This is a genomic window from Bdellovibrio sp. SBM16 (genome assembly GCF_056175625.1).
Genome location: NZ_JBJKJG010000001.1, coordinates 697,634 through 724,001, shown reverse-complemented (window position 1 = coordinate 724,001; position 26,368 = coordinate 697,634). Strand labels below are relative to the sequence as shown.

General features: G+C 44.5%; 19 protein-coding genes. 10 read left to right on the top strand and 9 right to left on the bottom strand.

Features of this window, described 5'->3' with window-relative positions:
- Positions 1 to 5: 5 nt before the first annotated feature.
- The 4 genes from AC04MM_RS03255 to AC04MM_RS03240 are packed head-to-tail and all read right to left on the bottom strand — an operon-like array spanning position 6 to position 2,197.
- Positions 6 to 692, bottom strand: a complete 687-nt coding sequence (locus tag AC04MM_RS03255) for an ATP-binding cassette domain-containing protein (protein WP_475378877.1) — start codon at positions 690 to 692, stop codon at positions 6 to 8.
- Between the two features lie 15 nt (positions 693 to 707).
- Positions 708 to 1,283, bottom strand: a complete 576-nt coding sequence (locus AC04MM_RS03250; RefSeq protein WP_475378876.1) for a YdcF family protein — start codon at positions 1,281 to 1,283, stop codon at positions 708 to 710.
- Entirely contained in the window at positions 1,283 to 1,669 is a 387-nt protein-coding gene (locus AC04MM_RS03245; protein ID WP_475378875.1) for a RidA family protein, read from the bottom strand. The genes AC04MM_RS03250 and AC04MM_RS03245 overlap by 1 nt, the downstream gene beginning before the upstream one ends.
- A 36-nt stretch (positions 1,670 to 1,705) precedes the next feature.
- Positions 1,706 to 2,197 (bottom strand): organic solvent tolerance protein, encoded by a 492-nt coding sequence (locus AC04MM_RS03240; RefSeq protein ID WP_475378874.1) that lies wholly within the window; start codon positions 2,195 to 2,197, stop codon positions 1,706 to 1,708.
- 73 nt (positions 2,198 to 2,270) lie between these two features.
- On the opposite strand from AC04MM_RS03240, the gene AC04MM_RS03235 reads away from it, so the two are divergent.
- Together AC04MM_RS03235 and AC04MM_RS03230 are read left to right on the top strand one after the other, a co-directional pair.
- The gene (locus tag AC04MM_RS03235; protein ID WP_475378873.1) at positions 2,271 to 2,903 is read left to right on the top strand and encodes a chalcone isomerase family protein; all 633 of its coding nucleotides are present in this window, start codon (positions 2,271 to 2,273) and stop codon (positions 2,901 to 2,903) included.
- On the top strand, positions 2,903 to 4,156 hold the full coding sequence (locus AC04MM_RS03230; protein ID WP_475378872.1) for a hypothetical protein: 1,254 nt from the start codon (positions 2,903 to 2,905) through the stop codon (positions 4,154 to 4,156). Before AC04MM_RS03235 ends, AC04MM_RS03230 begins: the two co-directional genes overlap by 1 nt.
- Here the strand turns inward: AC04MM_RS03230 and AC04MM_RS03225 are convergent.
- Positions 4,153 to 4,545, bottom strand: coding sequence for a hypothetical protein (locus AC04MM_RS03225; RefSeq protein WP_475378871.1), 393 nt, complete (start codon positions 4,543 to 4,545; stop codon positions 4,153 to 4,155). The genes AC04MM_RS03230 and AC04MM_RS03225 overlap by 4 nt on opposite strands.
- Before the next feature lie 90 nt (positions 4,546 to 4,635).
- On the bottom strand, positions 4,636 to 5,805 hold the full coding sequence (locus AC04MM_RS03220) for a COG3014 family protein (RefSeq protein WP_475378870.1): 1,170 nt from the start codon (positions 5,803 to 5,805) through the stop codon (positions 4,636 to 4,638).
- Between the two features lie 190 nt (positions 5,806 to 5,995).
- Here AC04MM_RS03220 and AC04MM_RS03215 point away from each other — a divergent pair, with 190 nt between their 5' ends.
- The 4 genes from AC04MM_RS03215 to AC04MM_RS03200 all read left to right on the top strand — a co-directional run bounded on the left by AC04MM_RS03215 (position 5,996) and on the right by AC04MM_RS03200 (position 11,140).
- Complete coding sequence (locus AC04MM_RS03215) at positions 5,996 to 8,173, top strand: monovalent cation:proton antiporter family protein (protein ID WP_475378869.1); 2,178 nt, start codon at positions 5,996 to 5,998, stop codon at positions 8,171 to 8,173.
- Positions 8,174 to 8,392: 219 nt separating this feature from the next.
- Positions 8,393 to 9,832, top strand: a complete 1,440-nt coding sequence (locus AC04MM_RS03210; RefSeq protein ID WP_475378868.1) for a hypothetical protein — start codon at positions 8,393 to 8,395, stop codon at positions 9,830 to 9,832.
- Between the two features lie 23 nt (positions 9,833 to 9,855).
- Entirely contained in the window at positions 9,856 to 10,365 is a 510-nt protein-coding gene (locus AC04MM_RS03205) for a hypothetical protein (protein ID WP_475378867.1), read from the top strand.
- 142 nt (positions 10,366 to 10,507) lie between these two features.
- A complete protein-coding gene (locus tag AC04MM_RS03200) occupies positions 10,508 to 11,140 on the top strand; it encodes a YiiX/YebB-like N1pC/P60 family cysteine hydrolase (RefSeq protein WP_475378866.1) in 633 nt (210 codons plus the stop codon).
- Between the two features lie 13 nt (positions 11,141 to 11,153).
- Here AC04MM_RS03200 and AC04MM_RS03195 read toward each other — a convergent pair whose 3' ends face one another.
- Together AC04MM_RS03195 and AC04MM_RS03190 are read right to left on the bottom strand one after the other, a co-directional pair.
- A complete protein-coding gene (locus tag AC04MM_RS03195) occupies positions 11,154 to 12,458 on the bottom strand; it encodes a metallophosphoesterase family protein (RefSeq protein WP_475378865.1) in 1,305 nt (434 codons plus the stop codon).
- Between the two features lie 136 nt (positions 12,459 to 12,594).
- Positions 12,595 to 13,893: a metallophosphoesterase family protein gene (locus AC04MM_RS03190; RefSeq protein ID WP_475378864.1), complete on the bottom strand. Its 1,299-nt coding sequence runs from the start codon at positions 13,891 to 13,893 to the stop codon at positions 12,595 to 12,597.
- Between the two features lie 327 nt (positions 13,894 to 14,220).
- Here AC04MM_RS03190 and AC04MM_RS03185 point away from each other — a divergent pair, with 327 nt between their 5' ends.
- The 4 genes from AC04MM_RS03185 to AC04MM_RS03170 are packed head-to-tail and all read left to right on the top strand — an operon-like array spanning position 14,221 to position 24,983.
- A complete protein-coding gene (locus AC04MM_RS03185; RefSeq protein ID WP_475378863.1) occupies positions 14,221 to 16,749 on the top strand; it encodes a hypothetical protein in 2,529 nt (842 codons plus the stop codon).
- Positions 16,734 to 18,860: an Lcl C-terminal domain-containing protein gene (locus tag AC04MM_RS03180; protein ID WP_475378862.1), complete on the top strand. Its 2,127-nt coding sequence runs from the start codon at positions 16,734 to 16,736 to the stop codon at positions 18,858 to 18,860. Before AC04MM_RS03185 ends, AC04MM_RS03180 begins: the two co-directional genes overlap by 16 nt.
- A gap of 5 nt (positions 18,861 to 18,865) precedes the next feature.
- Positions 18,866 to 22,762 carry a hypothetical protein gene (locus tag AC04MM_RS03175; protein WP_475378861.1) on the top strand — a complete coding sequence of 1,299 codons (3,897 nt, stop codon included), beginning with the start codon at positions 18,866 to 18,868 and terminating at the stop codon, positions 22,760 to 22,762.
- Entirely contained in the window at positions 22,743 to 24,983 is a 2,241-nt protein-coding gene (locus AC04MM_RS03170) for a hypothetical protein (RefSeq protein ID WP_475378860.1), read from the top strand. Before AC04MM_RS03175 ends, AC04MM_RS03170 begins: the two co-directional genes overlap by 20 nt.
- Here the strand turns inward: AC04MM_RS03170 and AC04MM_RS03165 are convergent.
- Positions 24,980 to 26,329, bottom strand: a complete 1,350-nt coding sequence (locus AC04MM_RS03165) for a hypothetical protein (protein ID WP_475378859.1) — start codon at positions 26,327 to 26,329, stop codon at positions 24,980 to 24,982. The two genes, AC04MM_RS03170 and AC04MM_RS03165, sit on opposite strands and share 4 nt — an antisense overlap.
- Positions 26,330 to 26,368: the final 39 nt, after the last annotated feature.

Below are 26,368 nucleotides of genomic sequence, written 5' to 3'. Positions count from 1 at the left end.
AAGCTCTAGAAATGCGCAACCTTTTTTGAAGGAGCTGTTTCATCAAAGTAGATAATCCCCTCTTCTAAGAAGAGTTTATTATGGCCAATGTGGTTCATCGCCGTTGGGTGATGGTTGGTCATAAAGATATGACGTAAATGGCCTTGACGCTGTTTGTACTGGATTAGATCTAAAAAGTTTAACCACTGCGCTTCGGTGAGACCAGATGCCGGATCTTCAAGTAACAGCATTTGCGGGTTCTTAGCTACGGCCTGGCTCATAAACACCAGTTTTTGCACGCCGTAACTCAATTTACCTAACTCATTATTTAAATAAGGTGTTAGATCTAACTGTTCACAAATAACTTTAAGTTCTTCCGGTGTCGTAAACTGTTCAAAAAACGCTTTTACCGAAATATTGAGCTGATGGCGGCTGCCTTCAAAGTAGCAACCCATCATTGCACGCGGATCGACCTCGTGCTCGCCAGAAAAAATATCCTGACCGTTCCATAAAATACGACCCGATGTGCATGGGCGCGCGCCTGATAAAAATTGTAAAAACTGTAACGCCGAATTCGGATTTGATGACTCGATGATCACCGTCTGATCTGTTGGAAGATCAAAGTCTACACTCTGCAATACAGGGTCTAATCCCGGTTGAACTAAGGTGACGTTTTCTAAGTAGACTTGATCGATATCGAATAAATTTGCCATCGAACTTATATCGGCTTATAGGCCGACAAAGTTAACTAGACCAAAGACTGTATAGAATAAAGACTTCACCAGCTCCAGGGCAAAAGCAAAAACCGACTGTTCAGATCTGGCATTGGGCAAGGTCAGCTTCTTTATATCGATGGTATTGGGAAAAACATCGCGAAATACGGCATAGGCCCGCGACATATGCAGCTGCGAAGTCACCAACAAAACATCCTGGCATTTAAGAGATTCTACCAAAACAATGGATTGATGAGCATTACCAAACGTGGTTTGCGAGCGTTTTTCTAAGATCACATCATCAGGATTGATTTCGTTATAATATGGCCAGTACGGAAAAACTTCGGTGTAAGTGGCTTCTTTAAAAACCCCCGACACGATCAGCTTTTTAACTTTTTTTTGCTGAAGCAGCTCAAAGCCTTCACGGATTCTTCCCGGCGCCCCGGTTAATACCACGGCACAGTCGGCATCCGGAACCTGCGACCAGACATTGATGGACTCATCTTTAATTTTCTTGGCGTGGAAGAATAAAATACCCACACCAAGAAGAATGAAAAAATAAAAGATCAGCGATTTCGGTCTTAATGACATTAAGCTTGTTTGTGAGCAATCACTTCGATTTCAACATTAACGCCCTTAGGAAGACCGGCCACGGCCACTGTCGAACGCGCCGGCGGGTTTGACGAAAAGCGTGTCGCGTAGATCTCATTAACAGTGGCAAAATCACTCATGCTGGTTAAAAAAATCGTCGTTTTAATAACGTGCGAAAACTTCATATCCGCCTGAGCCAAAACAGCTTCGATATTATTTAACACCATTTCGGTCTGCTGTTTGATATCACCAGTAAAAACTTCTTGAGTTTGCGGGTTGATCGAGATCTGACCAGAGCAAAATAAAAAATCTCCCATTTGCACAGCCTGTGAATAAGGACCTACTGCTTTAGGGGCGTTATCTGTGTGTAAAATAGTCTTTGCCATTGTTGTCCTTCTGCGCGCCTTAGTCGCGACTCTCTCCTAGAAATAAAAAATCATACCCGCACGGAACGGATCATCCGCAATTGTGCGAATACGAGTATCTTTAACAGATGACAATCCTAATCCGCCCTCGAAAGAAAAACCAACATTTTCTAATCCGGTTAAGAAAAACTCCACACCCATTAAAAAGTTGGCTTCAAAGCCGTTTTCTTTCCCATTGACCGGCTCTTCGAAGGTCACCAAACCCAGCTGACCACCAGCGTAATAATGCAATTGGCTTTCATGAAAGATCACATGACGAATACCCGCATTAATCTGAAATTTAGAGTAGTCTTTTTTAGTATCGACCCCCACGCCGCCGGTCACTGCAGTCAAGCCATTGATATGGTAAATAGCCGCTAAAGACGGCAACGACTCAGAGGTATTATTTTTAACACCCACACCTAAGCGCTGTGGCATTTCTTTGGCCGAAACAAGTGATGAAAATAACGACATAATAGCCAGAGCAAGGGTAATTCTTAAAAACTTCATAATTGCCTCCATCCCTCATAGGTTGACACTCCACCCACGTCTTGTCAGCATATTTTCTTAGGAGAATAAAACTATGAAACTACTAATGGCGCTAGCCACCGTTATTGCTATCTCAGCACAAGCTCAAACATTAACGACGACAGTTGGCGATAAAAAATTTGAAACCTACGCTTTAGCCAGCGGCGCAGAACTTAAAGCCGATAACACGACAAGTTCTTTAAAACCTGTATCTCAAGGCATCAGAAAGAAAAAGGTCTTCGCTTTAGTTCCGGTAAAAGTTTACTACGCTGAATTATTAGCTGCCAAACCTGAAGCGTTAGTTAAAACCGATGCCGAAGTGCTCACTTCTCTTAAAGCTGCAGGACCGGTGCAATTGCGTTTAACCATGTTACGCGATTTGCCGGCTAAAAAAATCTCAGACTCATTTGTTGACGCTTTAAAAGCCAACGACGTAGCTGTTGATTCGGGTGATATGAAAACCGTTCTAAGCCACATCTCATCGATGAGCGAGTTCAAACAGGGCGAAATTTTTTCGATTGTTGGCAGCACCGCTGGCGATAAAGGGTCTTTATACTTACAAAAACCAAACGGCGAGATTATCACGGTTACAGGATCTGCCAAATTACCTGAACAAATGTTTAGCATCTGGTTTGGCAAACCGGTCGATGACAAATTAGCCGATCTTAAAAAAGAATTACTTAAATAGTGCGAAATTATTTTTTCTTTGCTTTATTTTCGTTATACTCAGCCTGTGCATTGGCACAGGCTTTTTCTATTGGCCAGTTTTCAATCGGAGAAGCTTCGGTTGATTTGGATTTGCGTGATTTTACCATCGAAAAATCACACGCTGATATCGAAGCCCGCTTTATGGGGGACACGATTCAGTGGCTGCGTCCGGAGAACAATTTACTCACACCACGGGTTTTGCTGAATATCAGTGTTCCGAAAAAATACCAGCCCGTGTATTTTAAAATTAACCAGCAGGTCGTCTTTCCTTCCGGCAACGAAACAAAGCTTTCGACCCAGTTTTATGTAAACCTGTTTAACCCGGAAACGATCACCATCTATCAGGGTGATAAAGTCTTAGATACCGTTACTATCAGTGCCAAGTCAGTGGCCCATTCGGCCTTAAAACAATGGACCGACTACACCTGTCTTCCTTATCAGGTCACGATTGAAGGATTAGATCAGCAATACTCATCGACCGGCTGCAAACTTCACCGCATCGGTTCTTTCGGCAGCGAAACGCCGCGCTTAGAAGTTGCTTTTTCTTCGCCGAATGTCACAACGCCTTCGGGCGACCAACCGCCTTTTTTATTTAATTTAAACGATAACTCTGCTGTTGAAACCGTACTGATCAACAAATCCAGCAAAGAACGCATTAATCTTAAAGTCAGTGCCAAACTTCCAGAGCGTTTACACCGCTTAAAAGTAGCCGGTGGCCTTGGTCCTTACTCAGTGACCAATAATTTCAACCTTAGCAAAAAAGGCCCGACCACACAGCCTTCGTATATGCTGTATGCAAAACTTGAGTTAACCGAAACCTCATCATTTAAAGCGTTTGACGCTTTGGTTTATGATAACAAGTCACTTTTTAATAACTCTGGCCTGTATTTTTCTTACGATCTGGCGCAGGTGTTTGACGGTAAAGTGATCTTAGGTGCCCTGTTAGGTTTTCAGGGACTGCATTACCGCTATGATCTCGGTTTTCCGACAGAGTTTGAAGTGATTTACCCGCAGGGATTTGAATTAACTTACAACCACCCGTTCGGTTTACAAAACCGCTACATCAGCTATGGTATGTTTGTTTCAACCACCCAGGAGTTATATCGAAATATCTGGCTGCGTTTTGGCAGTGCCGTGTTTTACGAGTTAAATTATATTACCTGGGGTTCGGATATTGCCGAAATCGAGATGTGGGGCCTATCGATAGGCTTTCCCCTGTTTAAAGCTTTTTAATGATTTGAAAAAGTTAACTGAAACAAATCAGGTTTAACAATCAGATTAAACTTGCCGGAATCGTCGGTAATATTTATATCCGACCCGTCTTTATTTGGGAAAAACTGCGCCACCAAGGCTTTGGCCTGCTCGCCGGTGTATTTGATCTGCGCCGATTGTAAATCAAAACTTCCGGCAGCCGATTTAAAAATCATAATAGAGCAGTGATAGTTGTTTTCGGCTTTTTTGTTACAGATAAAAGTCATTTCTTTTTTTGAAAGCTCTAAAGCTTTACCAGGACCAAGCATACTTTGTTGCTCTGGCACGTTCATCTGCTCATAAATTCTGGCCGGCGTGTGTTCAAAGGTTCCGTCAACACCGGCCGATATGATGTTAATCATATATTGCATGCCCAAAAACCGCCCCTCGGTTCGGGCCTGCAAATTAGAACTGAAAAAAACCAAACTTAATAATAAGAAAATATGCATAGGACTTAAAGGCTAACGTAAAGATCTGAAATTAACAAAAACTTTTTTACCGGCTTTAACTTCGATGACTTGTGCAGGCAATTCGTCTGCAGTCGGCGCATCATAACTGTCCAGACCGCGGATTTTTAGGTCATATTTACCCGGCTTTAGAAAAACCCGCGCCATCTGCACTTTTGCCGGTAGCGTTGACCATTGGCGCAGATCCGCGCGATCGGCAATATTCATGGCAATCCACGCGATACTGCCCAGCATTTCGTTTTTTTGCCGGATTTGGTCTGACATCACTGCTTTGGCCGCAACACCACCGATACGGCGGGCAACCAGCGAATTATAATCTTTATTTAACGTAATCATCGCCATGCGATCGATATCGTAAACGGTTTTGGTTTTTTTCATCAGGCTATAGACTTTTCCGGTCGACGACTCAATTGGCGTAAGCTCAACCTGGGCCACCGCAGTTTTTAAAAATTCGCTCTGCAAGGTCGGAAAGCGTGGCTCATCCGGACGCGGGATTTTCTTTGCCCCGAACCCCTGCTGAAAAATCACGACAACTTCGCCGTTTTTACGCCCGTTCGTTTCTTCATCTATGGCAGCACGGTCATCTTTAAATTGTTTTTTCCATTTCTCCAGGGCCTGATCGCGGCCGGCAAGTTTTGCTGAACGGATCAAATCCCCGCCAATGCCCGCAATCGTTGGATCCAGCTTATAGGCAGCTTCGTATTCGATGTTGGCATCATCATACTTTTTCTGCGACTCCCAGATAATCGCCGACAGATAACTGGCAAACGGCGATAGCTCATAGGCTTCGCGGCCTTCCATTTTAAATGATGAAATTTTACTGTTGATCCGCCGACACTCAACCAAGGCCGCATCAAAATCACCTAACATCAGATAGTTGATGGCATTCATGCTGTTTAATAGAAATTTTTCGTAAGATTCACCTTTGTACTGGATCATCTCTTCGGCACCCAAGGTTGACCCGATAACCTGACTTACCGAATGATAGTCTTTTTCTTCAAGTAGGCGGTCGGCCTTGATAAAAGCCTGGCTTGAAGCGCGGTAATCGCCGGTAATCTGCAAAGCCATGGCGTAATCAAGTGTATACATCAGTTGATCTTTGCCTTCGGCATCAGATTTTTCTTTAAGCTCTTTTAATGCCTGTGCGATTTGCCCTTGGCGCAACAGACTTTTTGTCTCCTCCGACTGGGACAAAAATGAAGCACAACCGGCCGTGGCAAGAATAAATAAAATTACTATAAACTGAAGTTTTGTTCTGGTTTGCATCAGCTTTAAATTATGCGGATTTTTTTATGATAACACCACGATTTAATGCTTGATAAGGCGCAATAGCGAAAGATAGCATGTTCAGACTATGATGCATCTTCCAGAGCTTATCCAGGATCTTGGCTTTATTTTGATCACCGCAGCGGCAGTGACCTTGATCTTCAAAAAACTTAATCAGCCAGTTGTTTTAGGATACTTAATCGCCGGCTTTCTGGTGAGTTCACATGTGCCTTTTTTACCTAATGTTAAAGACTTAGCTTCAATTAAAATCTGGGCCGAAATAGGGATTATCGTCTTACTCTTTGGTTTAGGTTTAGAGTTCAGCTTTAAAAAGCTCGCCCAGACCGGGCGAGCCGCAACGATCACCGCCTTATTTGAAGTGATCTTTATGTTGGTGGCCGGATTTGTCTTCGGTCAGATTATGGGCTGGTCGCCGATCGATAGCCTGTATTTAGGTGGTATTCTTTCCATCTCATCTACCGCCATTATTATCCGCGCCTTCGACGAACTTGGTTTTAAGGGCCAGAAGTTTGTCTCGCTGGTCTTCGGCGTACTCATCGTTGAAGATATCGTTGCGATCTTGTTATTAGTTTTACTCTCAACAGTTGCGATTTCACGTGAACTATCGGGTCAGGAGCTGATTTTCTCCGGTGTCCGTTTGGGCTTTTTCTTAATTTTCTGGTTTATTGTCGGCATCTACATGTTACCGACCCTGATACGCCGAATTAAAAAATATTTAAATAACGAAACGATGCTGATTGTTTCTTTAGGGCTGTGTTTAGCCATGGTGAGTATCGCCTCTTACGCCGGTTTTTCTCCGGCCTTAGGTGCTTTCGTGATGGGTTCGCTGCTTGCTGAAACAAACGAAGGGCCGCGCATCGAAAAACTGATCCACCCGATTAAAGATTTATTTGCCGCGGTGTTTTTCGTATCGGTCGGCATGATGATCGATCCGGCTATTTTAAAAGAATATTCTTGGCAAATCGTATTAATCACCTTGATTACCATTGCCGGCAAAATCGTGAGTACGTCTGCCGGCGCCCTTCTTTCAGGGGTAAGCTTTCGCCATTCGGTTCAGGCCGGGATGAGCCTTGCGCAAATCGGAGAGTTTTCGTTTATCATCGCAACCCTTGGCCTTACGTTAAAAGTAACCAGTGATTTTCTCTACCCGATTGCGGTTTCAGTTTCGGCGATTACAACGTTTGCCACCCCTTATTTAATCCGCAACTCTGACTGGCTACAGGCGAAGCTTCGCGAAAAATTACCAGATAGATTTTTCGCCCGTATAGAAAAATACCAAACTGCTTTTTTAGCGGAGCAATCCGAAGCCGGCTTAATTAAAATCTTATGGCGGGCCTACGGCTGGAAAACTTTGATTAACGGTGTACTGGTGTTTGCCATTGTCTCTATCGGTGTCGCCTTAAAACCAAAATTCGGCGAGTATCTCCCGTTTGCAGCCGTGTGCTTTGCTTCGGTTCCGTTTTACTGGGCGATGTGCTTTAGCCAACCATCTAATTTTTTAACCGATGCCGAGCTTTTACGTTTACACAGTCTGGATATCGGTGTTTTCATCGGCAGAAATATCCTGGGCTTTTTATTTGCCCTGTATGCGGTGAGCAGCTTTATGTCGCTTAACTCATGGCAAGGCCTGGTGTCGTTTACTGTTTTAACCCTGTTGGTGTTTTTCGGAGGCTTATCGCAGGGTTTCTACCAGAAGATCGAATCCAAATTTATGAACAATCTGGTCTATGAAAGCCCGACCCGAAAACCAAAACTTGCGCCCTGGGATGCAAGTCTTGCCACCTTTACGGTTAATGCGAATTCGAAGTATGTCGGCCTTACGCTGCTTGAATCTAAAATCAAAGAAACCTATAACGTGACTGTGGCATTAGTCGAGCGTGGTGAAAGTAAGCACCTGGCTCCGGATCGCGGTCTGATTTTAATGCCTTTTGATAAATTATACCTGATCGGCACTGATGAACAGGTTAACAAACTCGGAATTGAGCTTGAAGCTTCGGTTTATAAAGACGGCGAAAGCACCGCTGAATCCTATAGGCTAAGGTCACTGCGGGTGACAGAAAGTTCACCTTTCGCCAATAAAACCATCCGCGAAAGCACAATCCGCGAAAAAACCTCGGGCTTAATCGTCGGAATCGAACGCCATGGCGAACGGATTATCAGCCCAGATTCTTCGATGCAGATTCTGGTAGATGACGTGTTATGGATCGTCGGCGACTACGATAAAATCAATAAATTACGTTCGTAAACAGTCTCATTCTGGGAAGAAATGCCCGTAACTGTGTTCTATTGTGTCTGACGATGAGTTAGACAGCAGAGCCCGCAATAATTGTCTTCACCAATTTTTTAGAGCATTAAATCAATTTTATCAGGTTTATAGCTGGCCTTTTCGGGCACTTTTCTTGAACCCTAGCTTCTCGTTAGATTTTTTAAAAATGGTTTTCAATTTAAAAAGTGGAGAGAAGATATGAACATGAAAAAAGCCTTAAGCGTATTTTTAAGTACAGCTCTTGTTGCGAGCACAACATATGCTGGCCCTATCGTAAACAAATTAGGTAAGAATGCGTTCAACAACCAGATCGCTGCCGGTATCGAAGCGGTACTTGGTAAATACACCCAGTCAGCGACAATCAACCCCTCGGTGGCGTTCTATGAAACTTTCCCAGCTAAACAAATGTTGACATTAAATGATGTGACCTTTGTGCCTCGTTCAGATGATACCGATTCAGTCGTTGTAACTGACTACGTATCAATTAACGCGCAATCAGCCAACGGATCTTCTTTAGGTCTGCGTATGGCTTTAGTACCGGAAGAGTCTCGCTTAAAAGCAGCTCAATCTATGGCTGAAAGCGGCTTGATCAAAACCGGTGATATTATCGCTTCAGTTCGCCCTAAGTTTGCCAACTCACTACAATACTTAGCCCTACAGTTATTAACAACGCACGTATCGGTTGCGGTTGTCGTTACTGAAAACGGTAAAAAAGTGGTTTACAACATCGACATGCCGATGGATGCAGACATGTTAGGTGGTAAAGCCCTGGGTTTTGCGAAGTCAGTGATGGATTCTCCGCACTTCGTAGCTGATAACAACAATATGATGGCCCACATCCTTCGCCCACGTTTAACGGCAGAGCAAAGATCAAACTTACAAAAGTGGTTTGAAAAAGCATTGGCTAAAGCTCGCGCTAAAACAATGTACCCGTCATCTTTATCTTTCAACTCTGATTACAACAGCCCGACTTACCGTGATAACGGATCAAAAACTGATTTAACTTATGTCGGTGATGCTGCCCGTTTATTATTAGACCAAAAAATGAAAGGTTCATCACACTTACAGATGTTCTGCTCTGAGTGGGCATGGGTTATGTTATCGTTAAAAAATTGTAACCCAGACAATGTTAAAGACTTTGCGAAAAACGATGTTCCGTCTTGTATCACTGAAGCTTTCAAACCAATGGTTATGTTTGGTTCTTCATTCAGCGGCGGATCAGCTTCAGATCAATCATTATACGGTATGACAGATGGTATCCCGATGTTAATCCAACAAACTGGCGCTAACTCGGCCTTAAGCATGCAGTTAATCGACTTCGCACTTCCAGGTGTTGAGCGTGAAGCAAAAGGTTTATCTTCTGGTCACAAAGGTGTAGCAGCGGCAATGGCTCCACTAATCCAGCAAACAAACGGTTACTTCAAATTAACTTTAACGCAAAACTACACACAGATCGACGGCGCCCGTGGTCAGTTAAACCAGGCTTCATTACGTAACTACTCACCAACGGGTTATGTTGTTCACGCAATAATGCCTAGCTACTTAAACGGCCAACAGGTAATGCAAAAAGCATTTGATTACGTAGTTACTTTAAAATACGTACCTAAAGCTAAACTTAAAGAATTACAATCTAAATAATTAAGGCGAAAGAAGAGAATTTTATGAAAAAACAAATCTTATTATCACTAGTGACTTTGTTAACAGTAACTTCAGCTTTCGCTGAATCAGAGATCTCAAGACTACAACGCGTAGTCACTAAAGACTGTTCGACAAAGGAATTACAAAGAGCCATCAGTGCTACGGCTGACAACGTACTTTTTGAAGACAAAAAAGTAACTGTATTAGAAGAAAGTTTAAACATCACAACAGAACAAAAAGATTCAGGTATTAAGGCAAAAGTATTAGGTTCATACCCGCGCTCAAGCTTATTGATGCACAAAAAATCAATTGCGAAAGCAACGGCTGCAGTGGCTGCCGGCAAGGTGGGCGTAACTGCTCCGGCTAACTTTGATGTGGTCTATGCAGTTCAGGATGCTAAAGGGACTCAGATCGGCAATAAAGGTCGCGTTTCAATCGACGTTACTTGCCGGATCGAAAAGAAAGCTGATGGCTCTACCGGCTATGCTGCTTCACTTTTATCTTTCGATGTGAAAGCTAAAGGCGTTAAATAATAAACCAAAACCCAAGAACTCTCTCTTCAGGGCCCGGACACTTTATCAAAGTCCGGGCCCTTTTTATTTCTGGATCAACCCAAAGACCTGAATCAAAACATCACTGTTAACTACAGTAATTATTTCTGCCGATAGCTTCGGTATGAAAAATATCAAACAAACAATCAGCTTTGTAGCCATTTTATTTGCACTAACAATTTCAACTAAAGCCGCAGCTCAGAATCTACAGGTCGGCGATATTATCTTTCACAAAAGCCAGTCATCGCAGGCAAAAGCGATCACTGAAGCTGCCGGATCTGAGTGGACTCACGTCGGTATCGTGGTGGCTGATAAAGGTAAATGGTATGTGGCCGAAGCGATCGGCCCGGTTGTCGCAACGCCGTTACAGGATTTTATCAACCGCGGTAAAAATAGAGAGTATAGAATTTTTCGTTTTAAACATTTTAAGCCGGCTACGATGACAGCCGCTTTGTACAAGGCCATCAAAAAACAGAACAAGCCTTACGACATCTATTTTGAGTGGTCAACCGAGAGAACTTACTGTTCTGAATTAGTTTACCGCGCCATGCTTGAAGTGACCGGCCACGAAGTCGGTGTGGTGCAAAAGTATAAAGACCTGCGCTTAGACGGACCGTACGTAAAAGCCTTAATCAAAAAACGCTTAACTGATACCGGCCGCGAGTTAGATGTGAACGAGCCGATCATCACACCGGTTTCGCAAATGCGTGAAACTGATTTTACTCTGGTAAAACAATACGTTAAATCCCGCAGATAATACACCCTAAGGCCTAGCGAACAATCTCTAGGCCTTTACCTATCATTTTATCCCCGTCTTTATCATACGACGTCGAATTAAACTTAAACTTCGAAGCTGAATTATCCAGCTGTAAGATTGTGAAATTATGCCGGCTCTTGGCATCAATGCGCCGTGGGTTTTTTTTGCGTAAGTGATTGGCAAAGAAAGTAAAGCTGTGCATTGCACTCGAGGTAATTTCAAACGTTTTATAGCCCAGAATCTTTTCCTCGATCTGCATAATCTCTGAAAAGTGCACATCGCCTGATACAAAGCACACCGGCGCATTTATCCTTGCTAACTGCTGGCAAACTAATGCTAAATCTTTTGGATGTTTGTATTCATAGGCATCTTTTTTCAAATAGCCGCCAAAGAACTGGCTGCCACTCATCAAAAAAGTTGGCGTGTTATCAGAGCTTAAAACAGAAAACAATTGCTCTTTCTGCCTTTCGCCCCAGGGTGTGTTTGCATCCCGGTAATAACGCCCATCCATCAGACAGAATCGGTAACCAAAGACAGTCAGCACTTGCGACACCCCGACTCCGGCTTTGTAGTTATCTTCATCAGGGTAGATCCAGAAGCTTGAGAATAACCCCAACATAAATTGTTTTTGCGCAAATGAACTGTCACCGCCGTTACGGCCGTAATCATGGTCATCCCAAACAGCCATCACCGGCACAAGATTTTTGTGGCGAAAGATCCCAAGCTTTGAACGCGTCTCGGTGTAGCGTTTCCAGTAGCCGAGCGGCGTACCGTTATTGCCATTATCTGAATAGCAGGTATCGCCGATGAGAAGAACCAAATCCGGAGACTGTTTTGCTAAAGCCGCCCACATTTCTGTGCAGGCTGATTTGTAGGAATCATTCATACAACTGGCAACGGCAATCTTAGGAAATTTTTTATTCGTATCCAGCGTTTTAAAAATGCGTTCATCCACGATTTTGCCTTTGGCATCCAGCACCCGGAATTTATAAATTCCTAATTTTAAGCCGGTGGATTTAAAACGATCCAGCTGCAGATCTGAGCCGCTCATGCCAACGGATCTAACAGCTAATAAAGATTGTTTTTCATTGTTGCTATCGACGACTTCGAAAGAAATTTCTGCGGTCTTTGGCCGTAAGACGCTGATATATGCCCTATCTTCAAAGGTTAAACCCTGATGAATGGGGTAGAGCCCATAAGCCGCATCACGGCTGTCCGCGGCCCACCCGAGCGAGCTTCCGGTAAGTGGTTCATAAGTTAATAAAGCGGCTGAAATCAGGCTGGAGTGCCTTAGAAAATCTCTGCGTGTTTGCGACATCGCGGGTCCCTCCTGCTAAACTATTCCGTGTTAATGCAAAATCGACCTAACGATTAATAGCCTTGCGATTACCGTACCAACAGCGGTGCTTGTTTAGCGAAGAGACTTTACGCAAACAACAAATGTATATAGTTGTCTAACGACTGATTTCTAAAGCCTGGTGGATATGCTTATCCCCGTCTTCATCAAATGCTGTCGAGGTAAATTTGAATTTCGCCGACGTGTTATCCAGCTGCAAGATTGTAAAATTATGTTTGCTGGTGGCATCAATTCGGCGTGGATTTTTCTTTCTGCGGTGGTTACCCAGGTAAGTAAAACTGTGCATCGCGCTCGATGTCACTTCGAACGTTTTATAACCTAAAACTTTCGCTTCAATCTGCATTACTTCAGAAAAATGCACATCACCTGAAACAAAGCACACCGGCGCATTGATACGCGATAGCTGCTGGCAGATTAAAGATAAATCCTTGGCCTGTTTGTATTCGTAAGCATCTTTTTTTAGATAGCCACCGAAAAACTGGCTGCCGTTCATCAAAAAGGCCGGCGTATTATCCGAGGTCAACTCAGAGAACAACTGGTCTTTCTGGGCTTCGCCCCACTGGGTGGTTTCGGTTCTGTAAAAACGGCCATCCATTAAACAGAATTTGTATCCGAAAATATTTAAGACCTGCGAAACACCGACACCACGTTTGTACTTACCTTCGCTTGGATACAACCAGAAATTTGAGAATAATTCTAAGGTGTAGTGCTTTGCCCCGAACGAACTGTCGGCGTTATTGCCACCGAAATCGTGGTCATCCCACACCGCCAGAACCGGCGTCAGATTCTTATGACGGAAAAAACCGATTTTTGTGCGGGTTTCACAGTAACGGTTCCAGAATCCAAGCGGTGTCCCGTCACTGTCATTATCAGCATAACAAGTATCCCCGACTAAAAACACCACATCCGGCGACTGATTGGCCAACGAACCCCACATCTGTGAGCACGCTGATTTAAAAAAATCATTCATACAGCTGGCAACCGCAACTCTTGGATTTTTCTTATTGGTGTCCAGGGTTTTAAACAGTCGTTCATCAACGATTTTACCCTTGGCATCCAGCACACGAAACTTATAAGTCTGACCCAACTGTAAGCCGCTCGCTTTAAAGCGGTCGAGCTGCAGATTTGAGCCCTTCATGCCCACGGCTTTAACCGCTAACAGGGTCTGTTTGACATTTTTGCCGTCAACTACTTCAAAACTGAGCTCTGCATTTTTTGGACGTAACACAGATAAATAAGACATATCTTCAAAAGTTAAACCCTGATGAATCGGATACAAGCCAGCCCGCGTTTCTGCGGCCCACACGCTTGATCCTCCAGTAAATGGTTTAAAAGTGATTAATCCCGCAGATAAAATTCCAGAATGTTTTAAAAAATCTCGGCGTGTTTGCGACATAAAGCCTCGGCTTATTTGTTAATGGTTGGTATTGTCTACTAACCATTCGGCGGGCTATTTTCACAATTCGACTGGACGTTTGTGATTCTGGACCTTTGCTGGACGACCGGCCTAAAGCTGGACATAAGGTATTGAATGTTTGCAGACGCAAAACCCATGCAAACGAGAAATTAATTTTAACAGAAATTTGTGTCTCAAAACGATGCGCATTCGCTTAAGTAAACAGCGAATATTGTCGATATCTTAGCCGTGAAATACATGTTGGCACCTCTTTGCAGGACATTTCTATTTTTAAAACCATTTATAAAACATCTAGGCGCGTTGCCTATGCTGTTTTTGTTTAGCTGTGATTTAAAGACAAATCTGGTTTCAATGTTATCAGTGTCTAATGTTCCGCAATGTGAAATCACCGACGGAGAAATCACTAACCCGCCCTGTGAACTTCCGGATGGTTATGAAGAGTATCATATTTCATCGATGGCATATTCTGGCCGCTCGGCAACTATTTCTTCGCAAACCATTACCGCATCGACAACATTAGTTTACGACGAAGAAGGTAATTCTTCGGTGTCAGTTGTATCTAGCTTGCCGCTTGCCTGGTCTACAGGCTTTGCAGTGATGACGTTAGATAGATCATTAAGCCAGCAAGGTGGGACCTATAATCCTGATTATCTCGCCGCAAATATCGCATCAGGAACTTCGATCTTCGGTTTAAACGGAACATTCATCAGTACTCAAAAAGTTTACTGTTCAACAACTAATACGGCCTCACCGACGGCCGATGTACCCGGCATCTCTCTGCCTGCCAATGGCAACGAGTGTGTCGCCCCTGAGAATAACTTTATTTACCCGACAGCATATAATGGACGCGACCGCGGTTGTTTTATGAACGGTACCGCTAATAACCAAAGTTGCTTCGTAAAAAGCGCCGGCCAGGATCTCTACTTAGCTAACGCGAACTCGGTTCCATTAGCCTGTACCTATAATAACAACAACGGCACTTTCTGGGATACGAACACAGCAAGTTTAACTTACGGAAAACTAAAGGCACCGACCATTGGTGGCATTGTCCGTAACTTCTGTCAGGTTTCACAGAATCAATTTTTCTATCCGGATCCTTACGGCGGACGTATGACAGTGTGCGGACCGGTTCCAAATCCGCCGTGCTGGCTGGATATTCCGCCTCACCAATCACGTACAGTCAACTTAGGCGATGAATCAACCACACCGCTTTGCTTAGAAGATCAAAATGACAACTTACCTTCAAACTGGTATGGCGGTTTAGATCAACCGTTAAGTAAAAACACGAAGCAATGTTTAACTGCCGGTAACAGTCGTTATGTATACAACACCGCCTATGATGGCCGCTTCCGTGTTTGTAACGGAACTAATTTAGGCCAGTGTTATTACACCGGCGGCGAAGTTTCGACTGGTATTTCTTATATTTTTACCACCAGCGAAAACACCTCGTGCCGCAATACACTAAATACCTGTCAGGCGACCTGCACTACGCAAAAGGACACCTGTAACGCCCAGCCTGGTGCCGACGCAAATGCGTGTTTTGGTAACTACTCTTCTTGCTACTATTCTTGTTACGAGCGCCAGACAGTTTCCGGTGTAACACCTGTTGGCTACGGAAAATGTGTCGATAACGCCTGCACGACTACACGTAACACGTGTAATACCGCCTGCGGATCTAATACCGCCTGTAAAAATAATTGTACCGCAGCGTACAATGACTGTAAGTATGTTGAAAATCCTCGTGCCGGTATCTGGTATTTAAATCCGAGCTTAGCTTTAACCAATCCAAGAACCAAAGCGTTAATTATTCCTGCCGGAGCCAAAAAATCGGGATCGATCCCGCTTTCTGATTTATTAAATACAACCGCTGTTAAAGCCGGTGTAAATCTGTTTGGTATTACCGGGTCATTTGGCGGTATCGGGGTATGGGCTTCAGGCATGCACCGTGATAAATCAGTTCCGCAGTTAACTTTAAACGAAGAAAATAATAACTACGCTGGCTCATCAGAAGTCTTATTGCCAACGGCAATAAGCAACTACTACGAGCCATTAAAGCCGTACCGCGAAATCACATCTATTGTTAAAGATGACGATGGTTCAGTCGCTGAACAAAATGTAGTTGTTACACCTGATCGTTCAACATGGGGACAAACTCAGTGCGGTATCGACGTTTCACTAAATACCTTAGATAAAAAGATTTCTGATTGCGGCGCTAAGTTTGGTGCCCTGTCTTCGTGGGATGGTGTAACTAACGGCAATGCCGGCCAAGGCCGCTGGACCCTGGTGGCGCGTAAGCTAAATGCGTCGACTGGTCACATGATCGAAGTCTGGCGTGATGACCGCACCATGATGTTGTGGAGTTCACTGGTCAGCGAAGCCATCAACTGGTGTAAAGCATCAGGCAGCAGCAACAGTGCCAATGCTTCTGTTCATAATAGATACAAAGAAAATGACCCCGCAGATATTTGTGATAATGCAAGTAACCAAAATCAAGACAGCGGTACTCCGGTTGTTAGTGCCTGCCTTGAGGATCTGGGATTTACAAATACTGACCCTGATATCACAATTGATGGTAAAGCTTCACTTAATCTAACGTCTTCCCCAAAAATTCACTGGCGTATGCCAACTCTTTACGACTACGAAGTGGCCGAATACAACGGTATCCGTTTTGTTCTACCCGATATGGGAACACAACGTACAATTCCTCTGGTTGAATGGACAGCAACTGTTACATCAGCTAATCGCAGCGAAGCGTGGGGCATCAACTCTATGGATGGCGCAAACCGGATTATTAACCGTTCAGACTTAGCGGGGGTAAGATGTATCGGCCGCTAATAACTTTATTCATTTTCTTACTCACACTGGGCTTTAAAGCACAATCCCAGGATTCTGTTATCGATACGACAGGTTTATTTCTGTGTGACCTTGAAACTATCATCACGCAAAAATGCGGCGTTTTAAATACAGCCTACGTTTACGAGGTTCAGTACGGGCCCCGCAGCAACGACTACTTACAGCACTACACAACCAACGACAATGCCTCGAGCATTCAGTTAGCTCCCGGCTGGCATGATGGCAATCAGATCAACTGGACAAGCTCTGGCCTACGCCCTGAAAATATCGTTAAAGACAAAAAGATCTTCGGCATTACCGGTACTCTTGATAACTCGGTTTATCCGGCCTGTGATCTGACCGGCGCTGTATCGCAAACAACGGCCCACAACACGAATATGTGTTACGCTCCGGCCGGCAATTATTATATTTACAATGAGTTCTGGGGCGGCCGCAGTGATGAGTGTTCATTTGTTCAGGTCGATGCCACATCTTACAAACTGGTCAATAAATACGATATGCAAACACCTAAAGGCGCGTGCTGGATTAACACTGCAGATACGGTCACGCCAGATGGATTCAGTATCGACAATAACGCTTTAAAAACCAGTGGTAATCCTAACTTTGTTATCCGCAATACGGCGACTGCCAATACTTGCCCGTTCACAGGACCGGGCGTTGGTTTACAAACGACCTCTTGTACTACTCCGGATTACAGTGATGGCAATATCGGTTATTTTTACCCGGTTACAGTGACCCGCAATATTAACGGCGTAAATAAGCAAGTCAGCGGGGCTTTCGGTGGCCGTGGTAAAAACTGTATCTATGGCACAAATAACGAACCGTGCTGGATCGACGATGCCGATGCTTATGTTGAAAACGACACCACCTGTTCAGAAAAATCACCGGACGGATCTGCCGGAGCTTCTGGTACAGCATTAAATGCATTCTCTTGTAAAACCAAAGGTGATCCAAATACGATTCAATATAATAACGGCCTTGTCTCTTCAACGGTCGGACGTTTTGTCTACAGAACACCTCGCGGCGGCAGAAACGCTGACTGCGGTCAGGGAAAAGTCGGCCTTTGTTTTACGACAACTGATTTAAAATCAGGTCTTGAGCCGGATTTAGACCCGAATAATTTCCAAAAAGGCTTAGTGATCTTTGGTATCCGCGGAACCTACGAAGCCCCTGAAATCGTCTACGGCTCTGGTGCGCACCGCGCTCCTTCAAGCAGCACGACTGTTAACCGTATTGCCTATAAACAAAATTTAACCGGCGAATCAAATCGCCTTGAAGCAAATCCAAATCAGAATTCAAGTCAGATCTACCCGACTGACTATCATCCGGTTCCAAAAATCGCCTCAGACTCTGAAGCTGATGTGGTCGGGGTAAACCGCGCCACCTGGAACAACACCCAATGCGGCACTATCGGCACCATCGCAGCTCGCGTCGCCAACTGCGTGTCGGTGTTTGGTTCGAATGCCACCTGGAAAGGGACTGTACGTGGTAATGCCGGTCAAACTGACTGGGAATTAGTGACGCGCAGAAATTACTCTGGAGCAAATCACGAAGTATGGCGTGATACGGGCACTGGTTTACTGTGGAGTTCATTAGTCTCTACCAGCCAAAACTGGTGTAAAGCCACTGGCAGCAATGGCCGAAAAGTTTCTGATGGCGTAGATATGGTTTATGACCAGATGACTTCAGCCGAAGACGACCCGTCTAACTACTGCGACAATGCCACGTACCAGGATCAGACGACTCCGGTTTCGACCTGTTATATCGACATACCTGAAAATGGTGATCCAAATTTATTTGCCACTACATACAATACAGCAACAACTCCTGGTAAAGCCGCTCTTCTTCCTACTTTAAGCGGATCTGCGGGTCGTGTGTACTGGCGTGTGCCTTCAATGTATGACTACATTTTAGCAAACCACCATGGTTTACGTTTTGTGCTACCAGATATCGGCACGAACACTGACGAAGAATGGACTGCGACCACGTCAGCATCCAATCGCAAAAATGCCTGGACCTTCAGTGGTAAAACCGGTGCCCGCCAATATAAACAACGTAACAATCCGGCAGCCGTACGCTGCATCGGTAGGTAATCATCATGAAAAACTTTAAGATTTATCTACTCTTGTTAATGTTTTCTCTCGCCGGCTGTACCGGTTCAATCCTGGAAGAAGAAACTCTTTCCAGCCAGCTGTCATCAAAAGGTGCCGGCGGTATCGATATGGATGAGTATATCCCGCCGGGAATTCAGTTTGTCGAAAACACGATTGCCGGCATGCAATCAGATGGTTTTCCGTATCTACGTAACAACAGAACTTTTAATATTAAATGGATTATCAAAACCTGTGATCCCAACAACCCGGCCGATGCCGCCTGTGCCAATCTACCGACTGGCACCGCTTCTAATCCGGACCCGGGTTTTTATATCACCCGTCTTGAATACACTTCTGGCACAACCTGGGTGCAGATCCCGGGTGCAACTAACTTAGGTGGTTACAACGACCAAATCCAAAGTTTCAGTTGGTCAATTCCGATTTCGTTAACCGATGAAGGCCGTGATTTCCGCTTACGCCTTATCACCCGCAATGCAAAGCTTGAAGAATTTTATGCAACTTCGAGCAGCTTTATCATGGATAGTACGGCGCCAACGATTCAAGCTGGCTCGTTGATTTTCAACGGTGCTGCCGACTCACCGTTAAATTTAAAATCCCCGGGTGTTAATATCGACTTTAATGCCGATGACAATCTATCGCCGATTCAGAGCTTTTGTTTAAAAGACTCAGCCGCGGTGCCAACAATCGATCATTCGTGCTGGATTAATATTTCATCGCTTGGTTTGACCGAAAGTGTAAACTTACAGGTACGTAACCTCAAGCGCGTGCTTGGCTGGATCGGTGGATCTTTTACTTTCTACTTCTGGGTTAAAGACAGAGCCGGAAATATGTCGCGCTTAACTAATGATGTCGGCGATGAGACGATCGACCGCCGTACGATTTCGTACGCTCCGGGGCGCAGCATAGTCTTTATTAAAAACCTGGCAGCCAATGATGATGCGGTAGCTGATAACCCGGCTTTAGCAAAAACTGTGATCAACGGCAGTAATCCAACTCTGTTTCTTAAATGGAGTTACACCATCGATCAAAATACGACGCTGGATCTGGCCGAACCTTATCGAATCGAATACTCAACGGATGCGGTGACGTTTCAGAACCTCATTGACGTGAGCGGCACGACTATTGCCGACGGTGATTTATCTGCCAATGTCAATGTTGGCTGTAGCACTGTAGCCTCACAAGACCCCGCTTCGATTGATTCTTGTTATGCCTGGGCTGTGCCGGCAAGCTTACACAATTTACCGCTGTATATCCGTATCCACGTGCGTGATTCAGCCGGTTTTATCTATTCCATCAGTACCAACCCGCTTAATCAAAGTATCTCAACAAGTATTGACGGCAAAGTGCAGGGTTTACGTTTTGCAGCCGGATTATCAGATTCTTTAATCGGTGCATCGGCATTAAATACCAAATTTGATATCGACACAGACTACTTACGCTCAGGCGGAAAATTAGTTGTGCACGAAGATGGACGTATTTTTGTGCTCGATCGAACCGCGGGTATTCTAGAAATCTCACAGTTTGATGGCAAATCCCGTTTGTATATCAAAAAATCAACTAGTTCTATCGATGGTTTTGCTGTCGAGACCCCTGCACTGCTTGCCGGACGCACTGAAGCAACGACGTCTAATATTCTAAAAATTTCGCTCGACTATAAAGGTCGTTTATTGATTTTAGAAAATAACCGCATTCGTCAAGTGACTGATGAGCGCGATGCTCAAGGTAACTTAACCGGTGTGCGCGAAGTTAAAACAATTGTTGGTTGTTTACAGTCGCCGACATCAAACTGTTATTTTGATAATAACTATAAAAACACCGCTTTTCAGGCAAAGGTGCCAAAGCAGTACTGGCAAAATGCGTGGATCTACGGTAACGAATTTAGTTTTCCGTCTCCACCAGATGATTACGCGCGTATGTACCGCCATTTTACCCCAATGCCAAATGGCGATATTTATTTTTCAATTAACGGCCATCCGTCGCGTATTTCAACACATACGCCAACCAGCGGTGATGGTTGGCGTGCTTTGGATTTCCGTGTTTATCGCCCGGATGCCGATCCGACCAAACCTGGCAAAATCTTACCGTTAAAATTAACCGGCTATGGTGTATTAGGTGAACCGTTCAAACCGATTTCAGAGTTATACCAATCTTCTATGGGTGGTATAACTTTTAACCCGCTGACTGGCAACCCGACGACGTTAACGATGTTCTGGCAATTCTGCCCGCCATCGAGCTCTGGACAGTGTGAGTACTACACATCAAATCACAACCCGAAAACCGGTCAATCAAACGGAACCGGTACCCACTACTATTCATTTGCCCAATCGTATAAAACACCAAGCGGCATCGCTAAAGGCTGGCAGGATACACATATGGTGAAGTACTTAACCTCACGCCGCGGAGAACTGTACTTATACAACACCAATACCTACGAATCAAATTTAACTAAATTAAATACCTCAACCGGTAAGTTCGAAAAGATCCTAGGCACAACATACAACGGCTACTGTGTCGATGGCACACTCGCCAACGCCTGCCCGGTTTATATCCGTGATGCCTGGGTGACCCAGGATAACACCGTGTTTTTTATCGACGGTCAACAGATTCGCATGATCGGTGCCGATGGCCGTGTGGTGACCCTGTTTGGCCGAAAACCTGCGGATCGCGACGGCTTTGAAGCCACGCTTTCAACACTTGGCCGCTTTGAAAATTTCGGTCGGTGGTATGATTCAAACACCTCGGAAACCAAATTTGTTATTCGTGAACATGATCAACAGATTCTGCGCGAATTTTCACTGGATAAAAAAATCCAGCGTATTGCCGGCAATGAAACAACAAACTGGGGCCTGGCGTGGAAGGCCGCAACCGGCAAACCCGGCTATTTTGTTTCTACTAATTTAGCCGATGGGCAAATGGGTGCTTGGAATAATGCCCACTATATCCACCCGCCACTGACAGTTGACCCTAACAATGGCGACGTTTTTGATTTTACTCCGGAAACCAACCGCTCGGTGATCAAACTATTACGTAACGGCCATGCAAACGATGCTAATCGCTGGTTACGGATTTTAGGTGGCGGTAATAGCGCAACACCTTATGTAAACACCAAAGGTACAGGTTCTTGTGACGGCAAAATGAATACCCAGTGCCGTGGTGACAACAACGGCGGCAACTACGTACTTGGTTATATTCCAGAAAAAAGTATAACGGTGAACGGAAATCCGGCCATTCGACCGGCGCAGATTATCACGCAGTACAGCCGTGCTTTTAGCAACATCTGGCAACAGAATTATTTAAAGTTGGTTAATGCTGATTCAGGCTTGCAGACTCACTTAATGGGTAATAACGATCTTGTCAGCAGCGGTTGGAGTTCTATTAAATATCCAGATACCTACTCGCCGGTATCGATCGCCAATACGAATAACATGCCGATCATTTATAATACGCAAAGGATTATTTACAATGAATACACTGACACAATCTTTGTGTCAGGATACGGAACAAACAGAATCGGTGCAATTTCGTTTAAATCAAACAGCAACGAAGAAATTACCGAAGCCGATAAGTATTATAATGTCACTGTGATCACCAATAGCCCAAGTAACGGCAATAATGGCAATATCTCCTCATTTAATCACGCGGTTCAAGAAGGAACAGATGTCTTCTATATCTGTAACACATCCGGCAGACTTTTCCGCCGTGTCGTCACACCATCATTTACCTCTGATCTTCTTTTACCACTTCCGACCGGAGTAACCTGTTTTGGCCGAACGATGGAAAAAATCATCGATGAACCTAACGGCATTATCAAACTTTACTTTCCAACTGCATTTAATGGCCAGTACATGATGGGAGAATACAGTGTATCACTTGATCTATAAAATCACCCGTCACATAGCCAAACTGCTCTGCGGTTTAGTATTAGGTTTAACCCTGAGTTCGTGCCAAGGTTCGATGGAAGATATTTCAAGTCTTGAGGCTTCAAAGGGTTTAACCTCCGGCGGTGATCCGATTGAAGCTCCGCCGACAACCAATCCCGGTGACCAGACCGATCCTGGTAACGCGGGCTCTGTGCCCAATGATGGTTCCGGCGATGGTTCAAACGTCGGTGATGGCAGTGGTAACAGTTTACCTCCGGCAGCACCGCAGATTGAAATTTTAAATGTTAATTCAAGTTACTTACGCGGAGGTATCAGCCAGGATCTTATTTTTCGTGTTACCTCACGCGTTGGTGCAGTCAGTAAAATCGAATATGTTGTGGCCTGCCCGACACCGACAGCAACCCCTGAATTTACCATCTTAACCGGTAGTGCATCAAATACGCCTTCTGCGGTGACGATTCAAGATGGCGTGGTTTCAGTTGGTGCCGGCGAAGACACCATCGTTTCGTGGAGCACTCCGAATCTGGTCGATGTGCGCTGCCGTAAAGTCGATAACTCTTTTGAACAGGCTGATAACCGTTTTAAAATCCGCATTACCAGTGTGGGCGAATCAAACCTATCTAGCTCGGCAGAAAGTCAGGAATTCCAGATCGACTCAGAAGCTCCGCTGTTAGTGAACAGCGGTCTTGCCTGCATCGGCGGAAACTGCGTTGTCGGCGGTGTTTCAAACTTACAAGTGACTGGCGTTTACGATTTAGTCACACCAGTTGCAGATATCTGTTTAAAAATGGGTGACACCACCCCTCCGGATGTTCACGATGCCTGCTGGTCGCCGTTAACCAGCATGGGTATCGCGGTACCAAGCTTAACCCCGGCAAATTTTGCTTTTAATTATTTCTTAGGATTTTTACCGTTTACCATGAACGCCTATTTCTGGACAAAAGATTCTGCCGGCAATATCTCAACACTTTCAAATAGCGGCTTAGGTACCGTGGCACGCGACAGTTTATCCATCGCAACCAGCGGCACAACCCGTTATGTAAATGACTATGCAACTCTGGCTGCGACTTCGGCCGGATTATATCATCACGGCACAAGTGGCGAATTTTTAACTATGCCAAGTGCGACTGTCCCGGGTGTAAAATACTATCTGGAATCTTCAGCAAGTTTTACTACTTCGGTTCCGGCGCATGACAGTGTGAACTTAAGCCCGAACGGTGAAATTTTCGTAAAATCGGAAGAAGGTATTTCACGTTTTGATACCAAAATTTTAGATCAATCACCGGGAAACACCATTAAATCATCTTTTATCCCGAACACCGGTTTATTCGCCGAAGGCGCTTTAGGTGTTGCCACGTTTAACCATGTAAAACGTCATGCCATTGACTCCAAAGGTGTGCACTGGTTTTTAGATGACGGCAAAATTTCTTACTATGACCCGAGTGAACCAAGCCCGGCATTAACTCACGTAGCCGGCGGCGGCACCAGTGAGACAACAGATATCCTGGATGATCCGAAAGAATTAAAAATTAACGACAGTGCCAACATTGATGCATACGGTGTATTTGTGGTTTTACCGAATCAATGGGTTGTATTCTCGTCAGATGACCCGACCTTACCGGTCAGCACTACGCCGGTCGCCAACCGCTTTAAACTGAGAGTTTACAAACATAGCTCTGATGTGAGTAAACGTTCGGTATCGACGATTTTCATAAGTGGTTCGACAGCTCAGGGATCAACCGATGCCCTGGTGCCTTATTCACGACTGGCGGTCAGCTACGATCCGGTACGCAACAATATCGCCAACATCACCGGCCGATTCTGCGCAACAACTTTCGTCGATGGAATTGTTGATAGCTGTAATAGCGCCAAGCTGATTAAATTCTATGTCAGCACTAACACAAGCCCTGAGTATATGGGTTCAGTAAACCGCGATAGCTTTCTGAGCTTTCAGTATGGCAAAGATACGCTGTTTATGATGGATTCAACTAAAGGTGCCCTTTACAAATATGATGTAAGCTCATTTCAAAAGATGGCCGGCGGAAGCGCTATTGGCACCAGCTACTGCAATAACTTTACCCCATCGACAAGCTGTCAGTTGCGAGCACGTGATTTTAAGCCGATCATAAACGGCAACGACCAGATTCTTCTGATCGATCAGAACTATTTACGTATTGTTGAACTGGGACAAGTGATTACAATTTTTTCGGCTGCGCCTTAGAAATCAAGTAAGAGACCAAATTTAGTTAAATCAAATTTGCGGCTATCGCCGGCAGCAGTTGCCAATTGCATGTTCTGTGTTTCAAACAGACCACCAACGATGTATTCGGTTTTAGCAATGGTCATTTTATATTTATAATAAGCACCTATTTTCATATGCGACTTAACGACTTTTGAACCTAACGAAGCCATTTCAAATTTTCCGATCACTGTGCTGGTTGGACTGATAATATAGATTGCATCGGCACCAAAGGCAAATTGTGATGACTGAAATTTTGTACTCGATAGATCCTGTTTTACATCGAAATTTCGATGCCCGGTCCAGACACCGTAATTAAAACCGGTTTTGTTATTCGAGTAATAGCCCACAGTCATACGCGAGTCACGTGAACTGATCGCTGCCGGATCTTCTCCCATCGAAAAACTATTATAAAAACCGAAACCGATTTTAAAGTAACTCCAGATAAAATCAGTTAAACCGTTAAACTCGTAAAAAAATGCTGAACCTGAGTAGCTGACCGAATCACTGCCTAACACTGACGAAGCCATACCGAAGTAAAATGATTTATCAAAACCAATTGATAACGTCGATGCTTTTTCTTCTAATTTTCTGACAAACACCGCATACGTTAACGTCTGATCTTTGTATCTGAAGCGAAATGCTCCGGAAGCTTTCCCTTCCAAGTTACCCTGCGGGATCTCAAAAGTACGGAAACGTTCGCCTTTTCCCGACACCTCTACAAGATTGGCACTGCTCCAGCGGGCTTCCTGCGGAAGGGCGATCGTTACTAAACCCGGGCTTACGCTAAAGTTACAGCTGATGGACATCGGAAAAGTAACAACCGTATTTTTAACTTCACGCAGGCGAAACAGTTCCGGCGGACAACCACGGTTCATTAAGATGTTTTTATCCTGTGCGGGTTTCCATTCAATTTCATAAAGTACCTGCCCTGCTTCATCCTGAATATAGGTTTTACTTGCACCGGTCACGATGCGCACTTCATCTGCAGCAGCGGAAGTTTCGATGACTTCTTCTGTCACGGCCAAAGCTTCAGCTTTTGCCGCTGTGCCTGATACCTGCTGCGTACCAGAAGCAAGTTCTGCCATCACCGACGGCGATAGCGAATATTTATTCATGAACGAAAAATCGGTCTCAGCGTTGTCTGCACCTTTGAATCTGTATTTAGCAGGTAATACAAAACCTTTTTTAAGAATAATCTCGGCACCGTAGACGGTATTAACCTGGTCAAGTTTAATAAAGCCTTCTTTGACCGAAAACAAAACCGGATTAGCCGACGTGTTGTTCTTTACATCTTTAATTGTGACTTCGGCGAAGGCTGACGACATTAAAAATACTGATGACACTAATGTTGATAAAATAAGAGT